This window comes from Larsenimonas rhizosphaerae (assembly GCF_023700005.1).
Taxonomy (GTDB): domain Bacteria; phylum Pseudomonadota; class Gammaproteobacteria; order Pseudomonadales; family Halomonadaceae; genus Larsenimonas; species Larsenimonas rhizosphaerae.
The window spans coordinates 428,629-445,018 of the sequence record NZ_JAMLJK010000001.1 but is presented as its reverse complement, the minus strand read 5'-3'; the positions used below and the strand labels follow the sequence as shown (position 1 = coordinate 445,018).

Annotated in this window: 14 protein-coding genes and 1 riboswitch; of the genes, 11 read left to right on the top strand and 3 right to left on the bottom strand. The window is 62.6% G+C overall.

From position 1 onward, the window contains the following. Positions 1–8: 8 nt before the first annotated feature. Positions 9–2,132 carry a tRNA(Met) cytidine acetyltransferase TmcA gene (locus NAT21_RS01965; protein WP_250935257.1) on the bottom strand — a complete coding sequence of 708 codons (2,124 nt, stop codon included), beginning with the start codon at positions 2,130–2,132 and terminating at the stop codon, positions 9–11. A gap of 237 nt (positions 2,133–2,369) precedes the next feature. Between NAT21_RS01965 and NAT21_RS01960 the strand changes: the two genes are divergently transcribed. From NAT21_RS01960 to NAT21_RS01910, 11 genes are all read left to right on the top strand, one after another. Continuing rightward, the gene (locus tag NAT21_RS01960) at positions 2,370–2,891 is read left to right on the top strand and encodes an iron transporter (protein ID WP_250935256.1); all 522 of its coding nucleotides are present in this window, start codon (positions 2,370–2,372) and stop codon (positions 2,889–2,891) included. Positions 2,892–2,942: 51 nt separating this feature from the next. Continuing rightward, positions 2,943–3,272 carry a cupredoxin domain-containing protein gene (locus NAT21_RS01955; protein WP_250935254.1) on the top strand — a complete coding sequence of 110 codons (330 nt, stop codon included), beginning with the start codon at positions 2,943–2,945 and terminating at the stop codon, positions 3,270–3,272. Positions 3,273–3,341: 69 nt separating this feature from the next. Continuing rightward, positions 3,342–4,193: an FTR1 family iron permease gene (locus NAT21_RS01950; protein ID WP_250935252.1), complete on the top strand. Its 852-nt coding sequence runs from the start codon at positions 3,342–3,344 to the stop codon at positions 4,191–4,193. Continuing rightward, positions 4,193–5,605: a 4Fe-4S binding protein gene (locus NAT21_RS01945; RefSeq protein ID WP_250935250.1), complete on the top strand. Its 1,413-nt coding sequence runs from the start codon at positions 4,193–4,195 to the stop codon at positions 5,603–5,605. The genes NAT21_RS01950 and NAT21_RS01945 overlap by 1 nt, the downstream gene beginning before the upstream one ends. A 69-nt stretch (positions 5,606–5,674) precedes the next feature. Beyond that, complete coding sequence (locus tag NAT21_RS01940; RefSeq protein WP_250935248.1) at positions 5,675–7,411, top strand: ArnT family glycosyltransferase; 1,737 nt, start codon at positions 5,675–5,677, stop codon at positions 7,409–7,411. Positions 7,412–7,509: 98 nt separating this feature from the next. After that, a complete protein-coding gene (locus NAT21_RS01935; RefSeq protein WP_250935246.1) occupies positions 7,510–7,866 on the top strand; it encodes a hypothetical protein in 357 nt (118 codons plus the stop codon). Positions 7,867–7,998: 132 nt separating this feature from the next. Then, positions 7,999–8,928, top strand: coding sequence for a Gfo/Idh/MocA family protein (locus NAT21_RS01930; protein ID WP_250935244.1), 930 nt, complete (start codon positions 7,999–8,001; stop codon positions 8,926–8,928). Positions 8,929–8,955: 27 nt separating this feature from the next. Further along, positions 8,956–9,825 (top strand): SMP-30/gluconolactonase/LRE family protein, encoded by an 870-nt coding sequence (locus NAT21_RS01925; RefSeq protein ID WP_250935243.1) that lies wholly within the window; start codon positions 8,956–8,958, stop codon positions 9,823–9,825. A 119-nt stretch (positions 9,826–9,944) separates the two neighbouring features. Then, positions 9,945–10,129: riboswitch (cobalamin riboswitch) on the top strand. 35 nt (positions 10,130–10,164) lie between these two features. After that, complete coding sequence (locus tag NAT21_RS01920) at positions 10,165–10,839, top strand: energy-coupling factor ABC transporter permease (RefSeq protein WP_250935242.1); 675 nt, start codon at positions 10,165–10,167, stop codon at positions 10,837–10,839. 166 nt (positions 10,840–11,005) lie between these two features. Continuing rightward, positions 11,006–12,139 (top strand): YncE family protein, encoded by a 1,134-nt coding sequence (locus NAT21_RS01915; protein ID WP_250935241.1) that lies wholly within the window; start codon positions 11,006–11,008, stop codon positions 12,137–12,139. A gap of 217 nt (positions 12,140–12,356) precedes the next feature. After that, positions 12,357–13,526, top strand: a complete 1,170-nt coding sequence (locus tag NAT21_RS01910) for a glycerophosphodiester phosphodiesterase (RefSeq protein WP_250935240.1) — start codon at positions 12,357–12,359, stop codon at positions 13,524–13,526. Between the two features lie 22 nt (positions 13,527–13,548). On the opposite strand, the gene yccS is transcribed toward NAT21_RS01910, so the two are convergent. Both yccS and NAT21_RS01900 read right to left on the bottom strand, forming a co-directional pair. Then, positions 13,549–15,741 carry a YccS family putative transporter gene (yccS, locus tag NAT21_RS01905; RefSeq protein WP_250935239.1) on the bottom strand — a complete coding sequence of 731 codons (2,193 nt, stop codon included), beginning with the start codon at positions 15,739–15,741 and terminating at the stop codon, positions 13,549–13,551. 164 nt (positions 15,742–15,905) lie between these two features. Then, the gene (locus NAT21_RS01900; protein ID WP_250935238.1) at positions 15,906–16,346 is read right to left on the bottom strand and encodes an RbsD/FucU family protein; all 441 of its coding nucleotides are present in this window, start codon (positions 16,344–16,346) and stop codon (positions 15,906–15,908) included. Between the last annotated feature and the right edge of the window lie 44 nt (positions 16,347–16,390).

Below are 16,390 nucleotides of genomic sequence, written 5' to 3'. Positions count from 1 at the left end.
GCGTTGCCCTAGGATAGCTGCTCGCTTCCCCATTGCGATAGCCACCGGGCCAGCCAGCGCCGCCGACCGGTAACGCCGCTGGCCTCGGCTGGCAACAGCCGGGCCAGCAACGGCTGCGGGGCCTCCATGCTCTGAAATGCCAGCCCAACCGCCACACCACTGCCCTCCACCAGGCCATGGCATGCCAGCACCTGCCAGACTGCTTTCTGCACCACCGGGCGGCTCAGCGCCCAGGGGGCATTGGCGCTGATGAAACGATCAAGCCGCTGTGCGTCGCCCTCCTCCGCGGACGGTGTGGGCAAACCGGCCAGTACGCCCGCCGCCTGAGCAGGGTCCAGTGCCACCAGCTCCCGGGCCAGCCAGTCGGGCAGCAGGGTGGAAAACCGAGCGGCCAGCCGGGCACGCAGGGTGTTTCCATCGGCCGTGAGCGGGCGCGCCATCATCAAGGCATGCTCACCGCTGGCAGTTTCCCGGGTCAGGCCGACGCGCACCGGCGTGAACCCCAGCGTCTGCCAGAAGGCCGGCAGGGTGTCATCCAGCCCGAAACTGACCCCCAGCAACGCCGCCCCGCCAGCGTCTGCCGCCAGCGCCTCGACCAGTTGACGCCCTACCCCCCGGCGGCGGCGTGCCGGATGGACAGCAACCCGCATGATACGCCGCCACCGCACCTGCGCTGCAGCGGCCTCCCCCAGATGCAGGGTCAGCGACTGGGCAACAAGATGCCCCTGCGGGCGTCGCTCCCCCCGAGCAATCTGTTCCGCCAGCGGGGCATCAAAGCCGCCCTCGCTCAGACTTACCAGCACGCCGATCACCTGCTCGCCTTCCAGCGCCACGCGCACCTCGATACCCGGGCCATCCAGCAGCTGTCGCAGGTCGGCCGGCGAGGTACGGTAATGGGCCTGAACCAGCAACCCGAACACCTCGGCCAGACGGTCTTCATCCCGGGCCAGCGCCTTCCGATCCAGCACAACCACCCGTACCGGCTCGCCCGATTCACCGGGCGCAGTCGGCTCGGCGTCCAGCAGCAACAGTCGATGAGTCAGCTGCTCAAGGGGATCTCCCTCGGCCCAGCGCACCGGTGACGTCATGGTCATGGCGCGCCATTGAGGCGCCCGCCGATCAAGCAGAGAGCGAAAGCGCAACTCAAAGCCACGACCGGAGCCCTCATAGCCGTGCACCGTGGTGGCGAAGGCGATCCGGGGAAAGGCCTCCAGCGCCTGGGTCAATACCTGTACCGGCAGGGCCGCCGCTTCATCGACAAACAGCGTGGTGCCAGGCCCGCCACTTGCCGCCAGTTGATCCGGTGCCAGAAACTGCAGCCGCTGTTCGCCGATCAGAAAGGCAGTGCCGTCGCGGTGCCCATCGGGCAGCTGCTCCGCCAGACGATCAAACACCGGCTCGATGGCAGCCATGGCAGGTGCCGTAATGAACAGTGTGGTCTGCCCGCCTGCCAGCAGCCGAGCCGCCGCCAGCCCCAGAGATGCGCTCTTGCCACGGCCCCGGTCTGCCGTGATCACCAACGGCCGCCGCCGCTTGAGCGCTATCAGTGCATTGACCACGGCGGTCTGATCGTCAGTCAGACTGCCATCAGACCGGACGCCGCTCTCGGTGTGGCGCTGGTGCTCGGTGACCCCCTGGTGGATGTCACGTTCCGGGATGGCAAACGAGGCGGCTGACGATTCAAGCAGCCGGGCACAACGGGCCAGAAAACGGGACGACAGGCTCGCCGGCTCCCAGGGCCAGTCGGCGAGACGGGCATAGCCATCATCCGGTGTCTGGCCGAATGTCTCGGACAGCAGCAGCAGCAGCACTCCGCCAGCCCTGACCGTCCCGGACAGCGCGCCCAGGGCTTCCGGGTCGAACACCTCGGTGGCATCCATCACGATGATATCCCGCTCGCGCCCCAGCCAGGCGCGGGCACGCCCGGGCCGACAGTGAGGCACGTCGATGGCCTCCGGCGGTGTCGGAGACACCCACAGCACATCCCCCTGATCAGCCAGATACTGCCGGGCGCGCGCGACCAGCTCGACAGGTGTTCCCTGCCAGCACATCAGCGCGCGATGGCGACGGGCAGCCAGGACGCGACGCTGACAGGTCAGCGCTGCAAAAGGGGCGGATAAATCACTGGTCACGAGGCAGTCTCCGGTAATCGACACAGGCAGCCTGCCGCGACAATCCTGGCGTGGCAATTGTCTGCACTGACTTTTATTGATCTTCAGGCATGGATTCACTGGTTGTGCGTCGGTGATAAACGTTATATTTACCATTGCGAACCGATTCTCATTCATGCGCTATCCCTGAAGCACGCGCGTCTCGGGAACCGGACGGCAGATAATCCGTCAGAGTCACCAATCACCAAAGGAAATGTCATGAGTGCATCACGTATGTTGTGGGCCCTGCCCGCCCTGGCGCTGTTTTCCACTTCCGCCATGGCTCTTGAATACCCGATCGGCAAGCCCAAACATGAAGCAGGCATGGAAATCGCGGCGGTCTATCTGCAACCGGTCACCATGGAACCGGCCGGCAAGCTGGCTGCCAACAAGGCGGATGTTCACCTGGAAGCCGATATCCACTCGCTGGAAGACAACCCCAACGGCTTTGCGCCCGGCGACTGGATTCCCTACCTGAGCGTTCATTATGCGCTCAGCAAAAAGGGCAGCGATAACACCATCGAAGGGGATTTCATGCCGATGGTGGCCAGCGATGGCCCTCACTACGGTGCCAACGTAAAGCTTGATGGCCCGGGCAAGTATCACCTGACCTACACCATTACCCATCCGGACATGCAGCGCCATGTCGACAAGGAAACCGGTGTCGGTGCATGGTACGACCCCATCACCGTGGAGTATGACTTCACCTATGCAGGTGTAGGCAAGAAAGGCGGTTACTGAGTCTTCGCCGCGCCCGACTGCCGGGCGCGATCCCTTTTCAGGAGTGCACCAATGAAAGCCCTGCTGTTTCTGACACTTCCGATACTGCTGGCCGTACCAGCGCTGGCCCAGGCCGCCCTGCCTTCATACACCCTGACGCTTCACAACGGGGAGCTGACGCCGCAGACCCTGCATGTCAAGGCCGGTGAGCGGTTCAAGATCGAGCTGCACAATACCGGCAACACGCCGGTCGAATTCGAAAGCACGTCGCTGCGCAAGGAAAAGGTGATGGGGCCTGGTGTCAGCTCCTTTGTCGTGGTTCATCCGCTCAAACCGGGCGAATACGACTTTTTCGATGAGTTCCATCTCCCTGACGCACGCGGCACCCTGGTGGCGGAGTAAGCGCCGACCGGCGTGAAGAAGACGTGCGCATGATTTCCATTGACCGTGCCGGAAGGAGAATCCCTTACCATGTGGGAGCAGGTTCTATTCATTGTCTGGCGTGAAAGCGTCGAGGCCATCCTGATCGTCGGTATCGTGTACGCCTGGCTCAGGCAGGCCGACTCGCGCATCGGGCTGCGCTATCTGTGGCTGGGGGTGCTGGCCGGGCTGGGGCTGGCCGGTATTGTCGGTGCAGCGCTGATGCAGGCCGACAGCTGGCTGCAGGGCGACTCGCAGGACATCTTTCAGGCAACGATGGTACTGATTGCCTGCGCCCTGATCGTACAAATGGTGCTCTGGATGCGGGTACACGCCCGGCACCTGAAGCGCGAGCTGCACGAGGGACTTGAAAACGCCGTCCAGCAGACCCGCTTCTGGGGCATTGCCGTGCTGGTGGCCATCGCGGTGGCCCGCGAAGGCAGCGAAACGGTGGTCTTTCTGTATGGCATGGGCATGGCCCAGCTTCAGATGGGCGGGCTGTGGAGCTTTGTCAGCGCCGCTGCCAGCGGGTTCGGCCTGGCCCTGGTGACCTTTTTCCTCATGCAGTTGGGTTCACGGGTGTTTTCGTGGAAATGGTTTTTCCGCATTACCGAAACCCTGCTGTTACTGCTGGCCTGCTCGCTGCTGATCAGTGGCGTTGAAAAGCTGATGGGCCTCGGCGCCCTGCCCACCGGCATGGACCCGCTATGGGATACCAGCGCCTGGCTGGACGACAGCGCAGGCGTCGGCGGGTTGCTGGCCACCTTCGCGGGCTATCGCGCCTGGCCGGCTGAAACCATGGTCATTGCCTTCGGTCTTTACTGGGTTACGGTACTCGGGTTGCTCTCCTGGCAGAAGCGCCGCCAGCAGCGGCTGCAGGTGGCTGCGCAGGGGGGCGTCTGATGGGGGGATGTGCCGGCGCGGCCCCACCGAAGGTCAACCGACTGGCCGCCCTGGGGCTCTGGATGCGCCGTCACCGGCGGCCCATCCAGCTGATCCAGTGGGTGGTGGTGGGTCTGTATGCCTTTCTGCTGATCGTGCCCGCCCTGCTGCCGCTACCTGACTATCAGGACCACATCCTGACCAACCTGACCGTGCTTGCCGCCTTTGTATTCTGGGGGCTCTGGTGGCCGTTTGTATTGATCAGCATGGTGCTGCTGGGCCGGGTATGGTGCGGTATTTTCTGCCCCGAAGGCACACTGACCGAGGCGGCCAGCCGCGTCGGCCTTGGCCGCGCCATCCCCAAATGGCTGCGCTGGCAGGGCTGGCCGTTTGTCGGCTTTCTGGGCACCACCCTGTACGGTCAGATGGCCAGCGTTTACCAGTACCCTACCGGGGCGCTGGCCGTGCTGGGCGGCTCGACCGTAGCAGCCATCATTGTCGGGCTGATCTACGGGCGTGGCACCCGCGTCTGGTGCCGTCATCTGTGCCCGGTCAACGGCGTGTTCATGCTGCTGTCCAAGCTTGCCCCGGTGCATTTTCGTACCGACCAGCGCGCCTGGACGGCATTCAACCGGGAGCATGCCGGCCAGCCCATTCGTCATGAAAGCGTGCACTGCCCGCCGCTGGTGCCCCTCAAGCAGCTGCAGACTGCCAGCGCCTGTCACATGTGCGGCAAGTGCAGCGGCCACAAGAATGCCATTTCGCTGAAGGCTCGTTCCTCGTCCGAGGATATCGTGCAGGAAAGCGCGACACGGGCGACTCGTGAAGAGTTCATCCTGCTGCTGTTCGGGCTGTTCGGCGTGGCCATTGGCGCCTTCCACTGGTCGGCCAGCCCCTGGTTTGTGAGCCTCAAGCAGGCCTGCGCGGTCTGGCTGGTCAATCACGACATCATGTGGCCGCTGACCACCACCGCCCCCTGGTGGATATTGACCAACTACCCCGAGCAGAATGACGTGTTCAATCTGCTCGATGGCGCCATGCTGATCACCTATATCCTGGCCACGGCGCTGGTGATGGGCAGCGTGCTGAGCCTGACGCTTTGTCTGGCCAATCGCCTGCTGGGCGGCTGGTCTACCCAGCGGCTGTGGCATCTGGCTCATGCACTGATCCCGCTGGGCGGGCTGGGCGTATTTCTAGGGCTCTCCGCCACTACCGTCACCCTGTTGCGCGGCGACGGTCTGACGCTTTACTGGATCAACGACCTCAGAGCGGCGCTGCTCGCCGGCGGCAGCCTGTGGAGCCTGTACCTGGGATATCGCATCACGGGACGCTATCGTCAGGCCCTGCTGCCCCGGCTGGCCGCCCTGGCCGGTCTGGGCGTAACGATCAGCGTGATTCTGTATGCCTGGTGGCTGATGTTCTGGGGCTGGTAACCTGCGTTAATAAACACGTAAGCCAGACGGGATACCCTTGATGTCCACGTTCACAAGGGTATTCCGGTCATGGTTGTCCGCCCGGCCTTCAGAGCTCATATCCCCCGCGTCACACCCCTCCACTGGTGGTGCCTTGGTCTGATCAGCCTGCTGGTGCTTGGCGCCGGACTGGGGCTGCGCCATCCCTGGTCACCGGATGAACCCCGTTACGTTCTGATCGCTCGGGAAATGCTATCGACCGGCCAGTGGCTGATACCGCACCGCGCCGGAGAACTGTACCCGGACAAACCCCCGCTGTACTTCTGGCTGGTCGCGCTGGCACAGCTTGTTACCGGCAGCCCGAAGGCCTTTCTGCTGCCCTCACTGCTCGCCGGGCTGGGTACCCAGGCCCTGGTGGCAGACCTTGCCCGTCGTCTTTATGGCGCGCGCATCGGCCTTCTGGCCGGTATGGCCCTGTTGATCACGACGCAGTTTACCCTGCAGGCCAAAAGCGCCCAGATCGACATGACCGTGACCTTCTTCATCACCCTTGGCGTTTACGGGCTGCTGCGTCATGCCCTGCTGGGGCCGGCTCGCCGCTGGTGGTATACGGGCTTTATCGCCATGGGACTTGGCATCATGACCAAGGGGGTCGGGTTCCTCCCGCTGTTGATGCTGCCCGCCTGGGCCTTGCTGCACTGGCGAAGGCCCGCCGGGCCATGGCGGCCTCACCCATTGAAGGCAAAAGAGCTGGCCGGCGGCCTCGGCCTTCTGGTTCTGACGCTTTCACTGTGGGTCGTGCCGATGGTGATCTACACCACCTGGCTGCATCCGGACCCGGCCCTCGCTGCCTACCGCGACAATATCCTGTTCAAGCAGACCGGCCAGCGCTACGCCGACTCCTGGGCTCATGTGCAACCTGCCTGGTACTTTATTGTTGACGTGCTGCCCTGGGCCTGGCTGCCCTGGACCCTGACCCTGCCCTGGGTGGCACCCTCCCTGTGGCGCCGCATCCGACGCGCTGATGCACGAGTGTGGCTACCGATGTCGATGCTCGGCCTGATGCTGCTGTTTTTCTCGATGAGCCCTGGCAAGCGCGGCGTCTACATGACGCCGACAGCGCCGCTGCTGATTCTGATACTGGCTCCCCTGCTTCCCGGCCTGTTACGAGCCGCATGGCCCAACCGGCTGTGCTGGTGGCTGGCCATGACAGGAGGAGCGGTGCTGGGGCTTGTGGGCCTGCTCGGCGCCGCCGGCCTGCCTTCACTTACCCGACTGGCCGCCGAGGAAGGATTGTCTCCCTGGGCCTGGTGGGGCGTGACCGGCGCCCTGACACTGGGTCTGGCGCTGTTCATTCGCCCCAGGCAGGGGCTGATGCTGTACACCCCGTGGATACTTCTGTGCTGGCTGGGCTGGTCACTGGTGGGGTATCCCCAAATGGATACGACCCGCTCGGCAGCGTCACTGATGCGTGAGGTGGTCGCCGTGACCGGCGCTCGGAGTACGCTGGCCCTGTCCACCAACAATGAATCCGCCATGCTCGAAGCACGTCAGCCGGTGGTCACTGCCGGCATCCATGCCGGCAGTGATGAAGAGTTCGAACGCTTCAGTGGCTGGATACGCCAGGCCCCCACCTCACGCTTCATGCTGGTGGACTATCATGAACTTGATGATCATCCGTGCGTCGACCCCACACGATCACATCGCCTGACCCACGGGGGAGATGACTGGGCGCTGATACCCGCCACCGCGCTGGAGACGTGCCCCGCCTCATCCTACGGGGTGAGTGTCATTCCGGCACCACCGCTTGCGATGACGCCCCCGTAACGCCCTGCGCCGGGCAACAGGAACGTGGCCCGGCGGACAAGGCTGTACCCGAGGCGCGTTCGGCCGATATCAAGGGGATACCTTCAAGGAGTGAGTTCATGCGCCATTTTCCCTGCCGCCTGCTGGTCGCGGCCCTGACATTCGGCCCGGCCCTGCCGAGCATGGCCGAGACGGTCATTATCGAACGGCAGCACAGCATCTCGAACCAGGGACAGTCAGCGCATCATGAGCGCGACAGGCGCCCACACATCGAGGCCAATGTACTCATCGCCCCCGACACGGAACACTGGCGATCCAACTACGTGCCGGACAACTACCACCTCGAGGATTACGACGGAACGCCCAACAGGAGCACCATCTGCGAAGGGTCCGGCGGACGCACCCTATCAACCACCGATCGCCCCTGCCCCGAAGGTCAGAGTGCCTCCGGCGGCACTCGCTACTCCACCGACTGACGACCCGGGGCAGGCGATAATCCTGCCCGCGTAACAGGCACATACAACGTCTCTATAGACTAACGTTGTGTGTGCAGGCCTGCTTAAGCCGCTACTCTATCGAGGCGCCCCAATCAGCCAGGAGATAGCTTCATGTCAGCGCCCATACGCATCGGCCTCGTCGGGATCGGCAAGATTGCCCGTGACCAGCATATTCCCGCCCTCGCCCATTGCGACGAATTTACCCTGGTCGCCGGTGCCAGCCGCAACGCCACGCTTGACGGCATCACCACCTTCAATGATCTGGACGAGATGCTCGCCGGCAATGACGAACTGCAGGCCATCTCCCTGTGCACACCGCCCCAGGTGCGCTATGGCCAGGCGCGGCGCGCCATAGAGGCCGGTCGCCATGTCTTTTTGGAAAAACCGCCCGGTGTCACACTGAGCGAAGTCGAAGACCTGTATCGTCGCGCTCATCAGGCAGGCGTCACCCTGTATGCCAGCTGGCATGCCCGCGAAGCCGCCGGTGTCGCTCAGGCACGCGAATGGCTTGTCGGCCGCAGCATCACCCGTGTCGATATTCAATGGCGTGAAGATGTGCGGACCTGGCACCCCGGCCAGGAATGGATCTGGCAGCCCGGTGGGCTGGGCGTGTTTGACCCGGGCATCAATGCCCTGTCGATCGTGACCCACATCCTGCCGATGGATTTCTTCCTGACCAGGGCGCGACTTGAAGTCCCTGAAAACCATCAGGCCCCGATTGGCGCCACCCTCGATTTCACCGACGCCAACGACACACCGATCCATGCCGACCTTGACTGGCGCCAGACCGGCCCTCAGACATGGCGCATCACGGTGGAGACTCGCGATGGCACACTGGTGCTGGATGAAGGGGGCAGCAAGCTGTTCATCGATGACGAGCTGGTACTTGATGGTGACGACGTTGAATATGTCGGGCTGTATCGTCACTTCGCCGAGCTGATCCGTGCCGGCATGTGCGATGTGGACATTCGCCCGTTCCGCCATGTGGCCGATGCCTTCATGATGGGCGAGCGCGTGATCGTTGATGCCTTTCACGACTAGATCATTCGCCGAACAAGGGAGTTCACCATGTTGACGCTGCACTGTCGATTGACCATGACGCTGGGCGAAGGCGTGTTCTGGGACGATGCTACGGCTCGACTTTACTGGGTGGATATTCGGGAAGGTCGGCTGTACTGGCTTGACCCGGGCGAGTCGGCGCCCGACTACATCACCATTGACGAACCCCTGGCCTGCGTTGCCCTGCACGACGATGGCGGCTTTGTGGCTGCCACCCGCTCAGGGCTCTGGCGGCTGGATGCCGAGGGCCGGAAACAGCACTGCCTCGTTGATGGTCCGCAGGACTCGAACGTGAGCTGGTGCAATGACGGGCGTTGTGATGCGCGCGGACGTTTCTGGGTCGGTACCAAGCATGATGGTGAGTCCGACCCCGTCGGCGCCCTGTTCAGCTACCAGCAGAGCATTGAACAGCACCTTGAGGGCATCACCATTGCCAACGGCCTTGCGTTCAGCCCGGACCAGCGCTGGCTGTACCATGCAGACTCACCTCATCGACGCATTGACCGCCACGCCTTTGACCTTGATACCGGCAGGATTGGCCCGGCAACGCACTGGGTGGACCTCGATACCCTGGGCATTGAAGGCTACCCGGATGGCGCCGCGGTCGACCGGAACGGCCACTACTGGTGTGCCCTGTATGCCGGCAGTGCCGTGATCGAACTGTCGCCGGAAGGCGAGCTGCTGTCCCACCACCCCCTGCCGGTACCGCAACCCACCAAAGTGGCGTTCGGCGGCAAAGACCGCCGCACGCTGTTTGTGACCACCGCACGGCAGCACATGAGTGACGAGGCCCTGCAGCAGGCGCCGCTGTCCGGCTCGCTCTTTTCCATGCCGGTCGACACCGCCGGGCTTGAGGATTACCGCTTCAGGGCCTACTGACCGGTACGGCCCTCCGGTTCGCTGCCGCGTCGAGGCTCGGCAGCGCAGCATTTTCCTGACATCAATCATTACCGGAATCACCCGGGTATCAACAGGCGTGCTCATCCTGACCGATGCACGTATGCTCTGGTTCATCCGGTGGTTCAGCCCGTTGAACTGAAAAGGGAACGCGGTGAAAGACCGTGGCTGCCCCCGCAACTGTAAGTGACGAGCCCTTTCATGTACCCACTGGCGCACAGGTCGGGAAGGATGAAACGGGCCAGGACGCACAAGCCAGGAAACCTGCCGGATAACCACCTGACCACACGACTGCACGGTGGGTGCAGACAAGGAGATGATATGCATATCGAACCCGGTGTAGTGACCGGCGCCAAACTGATGCTCAGTTATGCGACAGCCGCCGGTGCGCTGGGCATCGCCGCACGCATGGCCTGGCAGACCATCAGCCGTGATGGAGGACTGATCGGCATGGTGCCTCGTAGCCTGTTGGCTACCCTGCTGGTCTTCGGCTTCTTTCAGGTACTGCCTCACCATCCGGTGGGAGTATCGGAAGTCCACCTGATTCTGGGCTCTACGCTTTTCCTGCTGTTTGGTGCAGGCCCGACGGCCATTGGGCTGGCAGCGGGGCTTTTGCTGCAGGGGCTGCTTTTCGCTCCGTTTGATCTGCCTCAGTACGGCATGAACGTCACCACGCTATTGATACCGCTCTGGGGTATCCATGTGCTGGCCGGACGTATCATTGCAAGGGGAACGCGCTACACCGAGCTCACTTACACCCAGGCGCTGAAGCTTTCAACGGCCTATCAGGGGGGCATCGTAGCCTGGGTAGCCTTCTGGGCCGTATACGGCCAGGGGCTCGAGCACGTGGCCAGTATTGCGAGCTTCGGCGTGGCCTACATGTCAGTCATCCTGGTGGAGCCGTTGATTGATCTCGGAGTGCTGGCAACGGCCAAACGCCTGCACCGGCTGTCTGCCACCCCGCTGTTTACACGACGGCTGCTCAATCCGGCCTGAGGGCATAAACGCCCGTGCCTGCCTCTCACACAACGCCCGCCACTGCGGGCGTTTTTTTGGTGCCTCGGATGAAAACAACGCCGGAACCCTTTATCATTCATGAGAATCATTATAATTTAACAATGACTATCATACGCGTTTAAATTCATCATCACAGGGAGTCACCATGCCCATCTCCACCCCACGCGCGCTGGTTCTAGGGGCTTTTGTTGCCCTGCCGCTCTGGACGCTACCCACAGCCGCAGCCGATCAGACCACGTCACCAGATACCGCCGAAAGCCGCACCATGCCCACGGCCGGCTGGCAGGTGCGCACCGACCGGGCGCTGGGCCATGCGCTGTATGAACTGGCCTATAGCCCCTCGATGAATGCGGTGTTCGTGGCCAGCGCCGGCGGGTTCGACGAGGGTGCCAGGGGCATGGTCTACCAGCTCGATCCGAAGACGCTCGACATTCAAAAACGCTGGGCGCTGCCGGGCAAGGCCTTCGGACTGGCACTCGATGATGCCAGCAGGACCCTGTATCTGGGCGATACGCTCGATCAGAGCCTTATTCGTCTGAACCTCGACACCGGCGACACGGATACCCTGCAACTGGCCAGGCCCGCCCCTGAACCGGCCGAGGGGGAAGAGAAGCCGTTCGGCCCCAACCCGCGCCAGCTGGTGCTTTCCCCTGATGGCCAGACGCTTTATATCTCGGGCGTCGGCACTGACAGCGTGCTGTGGGTCGTCGATACCCAACGCTTCTCGCTCGAAAAGACTGTCACCGGGTTCGGCGAGTGGGCCACCGGGCTCGCGCTTGATGCCGAAAACGACCGCCTGTTCGTGTCGACCTACAAGGACAACGCGGTGCGCGTGGTAGACACGGCCCACAACACGATCGTCGATCAATGGCCTACCGGCGGCAGGAGCCCGCTCAACCTGGCGTTCGACAAGGCCGCACACCACCTGTTCGTGACCCACGCCAAAAGTGATGCCGTGACCGTACTGGATACCACCACCGGTAAACGGATCGCCTCGATCGACCTGGGCGGCGACAGCCTGGCCGCGACCCTTGATGGTCCAAAGCATCGCCTGCTGGTAAGCCAGCGTGACGCGAAGACACTCTCGATCATCGATACCGATGACCTGACGCTCACGGGGCAACTCCCGCTGGAGGCCGCCATGCCCAACAGCCTGGCACTCTCGCCGAATGGCCAGCACGCCTGGCTCACACTCAAGCAGCCGATCAAGAAGGTCGGAGAGACCTACAAGGCCGAAAAACCGGATCACGTGATGACCCTGACGCCGTCGAATGGCTAGCGCCTGCCTACAGCCGCGCTGGCGAGCATTCACTCGCATGAGCATGGGCAGCGTCATCGAGATGACACACCCATGATGAACACTGCATGACAATGCCCGAGCATGTCGAAAACCCGGTGCAGACCTTCGGACCAGGCAAGCCGCAAAGAGACAGCCATACTGAACATGCCGGCCGGATATCCCGACCGGTATTCATGAAAACATTCAGGGAACCTGTATGCCTTCACGTCACCCGATCGCCCGTACCTCACTGCTGGCCATGGCCATCACTGCAGCGCTTTCTGCCACACCCACCCTGGCCGACGAGACCAGGGACGCCTCATCCTCCGCGCAGACCAGCGCCGCCCTCGGCATACCCGACCCGGCGGTCATTGCCCATCGTGGCGACTCCTTCAACGCCCCCGAATCCACGCGGCCGGCCTACCTGCTCGCGCGTGACCTGGGTGCCGACTATCTGGAACTTGATTTACAGCGCACAAGGGATGGCCACCTGGTTGCCCTTCACGACAACACCCTGCAGCGCACCACCAATGTGGCCGAGGTGTTTCCGGCCCGCGCCGATGCCCCGGTCAGCCAGTTCACCCTGGCCGAACTCAAGCAGCTGGATGCCGGCAGCTGGTTCAACACGGCCTACCCGGACCGGGCCCGACCAGGCTTCAAGGGCCTGAAGATCATGACGCTGGATGAGATTCGTGATATTGCCGAGGGGGGCAGCAACCACCCCGGGCTTTATATCGAGACCAAGGTACCTACCCTTTTTCCGGGCATCGAGAAGGATTTGAAGCAGTACCTGCAGGCCCACGACTGGATTGGGCCACAGGCCGGAACACAACCGGCCGGTGAGTCCAATGGGGCAGTCAATGTTGCCTATACGCCAGGCCGCGTCATCCTGCAGACATTTGAAAAGCCAAGCCTTGAGGCCTTGCAGCAGCAGATGCCGAACGTGCCGAAGATCCTGCTATTGTGGGGCGGGGAAGGCTCGATACCGCTTGAACAGTCAGCCCCGCAGGGCGCAGATGAAACAGACGCCGATTACTACGCACGCCAGAAGGTTGCCTCGAAGGCGGACTACGGTGAATGGCTGAGCTACGCGAAGGATCACGGTGCCATCGGGGTAGGACCATCAACAATTCAAAGCGAGCATGACGGAGACTTTTCACGCCAGTTCAGCTATAGCGAACTGGCTGCCCCATGGATGATCGACATGGCGCACGAACACCATCTGCTTGTGCATGCCTACACCGTGGACCAGCCGGCAGACCTTGAGACCTATCGCCAGCGTGGTGTGGACGGCTTTTTCACCAATCGCCCGACCGTCGCCCTCAAGACCTTTGACCGTGCGCCTGATCAGTCGGTCAATGACATCCTGACCGCCTACGATTACTGACCGCCGGCATCAGCGGCGGCGTTCATGCCGTCGCTGACCGGATGTGGGCACCAGAGACATCGCTCTGCAAGCGCGCGGCCTGCTCGCGCACGGTGGACAGCAGCTGTGAAATTAGCAACAGCTCCATCTGCACCAGCCGGTAGGGGCTGTCCATGCCCTGCAGCGATGCCTTGAGCGCCGCTTCGATACGCGCACCCTCCTCTCCCTGCCCCGGCACTGCCCGCCGTGCCGTCAGATCATCGGCTACCTCTTCCAGCGACTGCGCCAGATAGGCACTGCTTTCATCCAGTAGGGCCAGATGCGGATGGGCCGGCAGTGCATCCCGATGCGCGCCGAGGGCCGACAGATAGTTAAGCAGCGTATGTGTGGTCACCATCAGCGGCAGACAGGCTTCAGCATCCTTTCGAAAATGCCCGGGTTCCAGAGCCATGTTGGACAACGCCGAGGACAGGGCCATGTCAGCATTGTGGGCATTACGTCGGGCCAGCCGGTAATCAAGGTCATCCTGCTTGCCGGAGCTGTACTGCACGATCAACTGGCGCAGATAGGCGCCATTGCTTTTGAGTGCCGTGGCCGCGAGCTGATGAATCCGACGACCCTGCCAGTCAGGCAGTACCAGAAAGACCGCCAGGCCCGACAGCAGACTGCCAATGACCGTATCCACCAGGCGGGGCCAGATGACGCTGTACCCGTCCAGTACCTGGTTGAAACAACACACCACCATCAGCGTGATGGCCCCGGTCGCCAGCATGTAGCGGCTGGACCGGTTCACGAAAAAGGCAACGCCTGCCGCCACGGCGATCGTGCTTTGTATCCAGGGCGAGGGAAACAGCGTCAGCGAGGCCCAGCCGGCCACCAGCCCGACGATCGTGCCGGCAATACGCTGGGTCAGGCGAAGCCGTGTCGAGCCGAAGTTGGGCTGGCAGACAAACAGCGTGGTGAGCAGAATCCAGAACCCGAGTTCAAGATCGCTGACCTGCATGACACCAACCCCGGCGACCAGCGCCAGCGTCAGACGCAGGGCATGCCGAAAGATCGGCGAGGACGGCTTCATGTGCTGCCGGAAACGGGCCCAGGCATCGCGCAGGGACTTGGGTGAGCGGTCATAGAGGGTATTGTGCGGGGCCAGTACCGTTTCTTCCGGCGCGTGTGCCCGGGCCAGCTCCTGGTCCAGCACGCTCAGGTTATGCGCCAGTGCGTCCAGCGCCCCCAGCAGCATCGGATCAAACCGCCCTTCCTGCTGATGCAGCCAGGCAAGCGAGGTGTGCAGATCCTCCATGGCGCCGGGGTGACGGGTATCGTTCAGGGGCTCGCGTCGCCGAATGGCCCGACCCAGACTGCGGCAGGCCTTGCCCTGGCTCTTGAGCAGGCGCTGGCAGCGAAACAGGATGTCGCTGTGAAAGAAGGTTTCGGCCAGGGTGTGATAGGGATAATGCGTGGAACTGGCCCGCTCATGCAGGCTCTGGGCAATGAAATAGATCGTCAGGTAACGCTGCAGCTCGGGCTGTTCGCGCCGACTATCCAGCCGGTTGATGATCAGCTCCTTGACCTGATTCATCGCCATCACCACCCGGGTATTCTGCTGCGCCAGCGCCAGACGGGTCTGGTCAATATCGCGGGTATCGCTGGGTTCGAACAGCGAGGATTTCAGAATCAGGTACTCGCTGAGCTGACGATACAGTTCCGCCATGCCCTGCTGTACCGGCTGGCGTGAAAACAGCACGCACCAGAGAATCGACAGCGCCCCGTACCAGGCCGCCCCCAGTGTCAGCATGGTGGACTCAAACCACCAGACGTGGTGGTTGCCCTGGCTCTGCTCCAGACCGATCATGGTGTAGACCGCCAGAATCAGGGTGGCACGGGCAATGGTGCCATAACGCTCGCCGAGCGCCCCGCCCATGGTCAGCAGAAATGCCCCCACCGTTAACGCCGCCACGAATCCAATGGGATGAGGCAGCAGCATCTGTACGCCCAGCGCCACACTCCAGAAGGCTGCCAGCGTCAGCGCCACGGCCCGTGTCCGTCCCCAGACGTTATCATCGGTTTCCGCCAGTGCGCAGGCGATGATGCCCAGAAACCAGGGAATGACCCAGGAAACATGCCCGAGATACCAGCCCAGTCCCATCGCGCCACTCAGGGCAATGAAGACCTTGAGTCCGGACGAAAAGCGTTTCAGGGACCAGAGGCGTTGAAGCGAAAGCAAAAGTGAGCTCAAAGTGCAGTATCCCGAAGCAGGGGCAGCAGGCATGCCGAATAATAATATTTGACTAAAGTCTAACGTGTTTTATCGGCCGTCCAAAACAGCCTGACAGGGTAACGGACATAAAAAAGCCCGATCGGCGGCTATCCGATCAGGCTGCTGGCAGTAACGCGCTCCGCTCAGGAAAAAATGACGCCCTTTTTCAAAAGAAAGCAGCCATATCCTCGCGCCTCGCCGGTGACCACCACCGCAAAGGCCTGACGGGTAGCCTCGTAAAAGGCAAACCGCTCCAGCGACCCCATCGCCGCCCTGTCACTATCGACCGAGTGCAGCAGAGCTGAAAACTCCTGCTGTACTTCCGGCAGGGTCGCGGGGTCTTCACCGACCACTTCCATGCGCCGCACCGGGTGATCCACGAAGCTGTCGAGCGGCAGTACCGACAGAATGGCTTCTGCCGCCTCGCTGACGCTGTTGCCGTCCAGCCGGATGACCGGCCGCCCGTTGGCCAGCGAGGTCGCGGGGAAGTTGCGATCAACCAGGGCAATATCATCACCATGCCCCATGGTGCGCAATACGTTCAGCAACTCGCCACTGAGTAGCGGGTGTATGTTCTTCAGCATGTCCTGCTCCAGATCCTGCCGGCACCGCCGAACGCGGCGGTGGC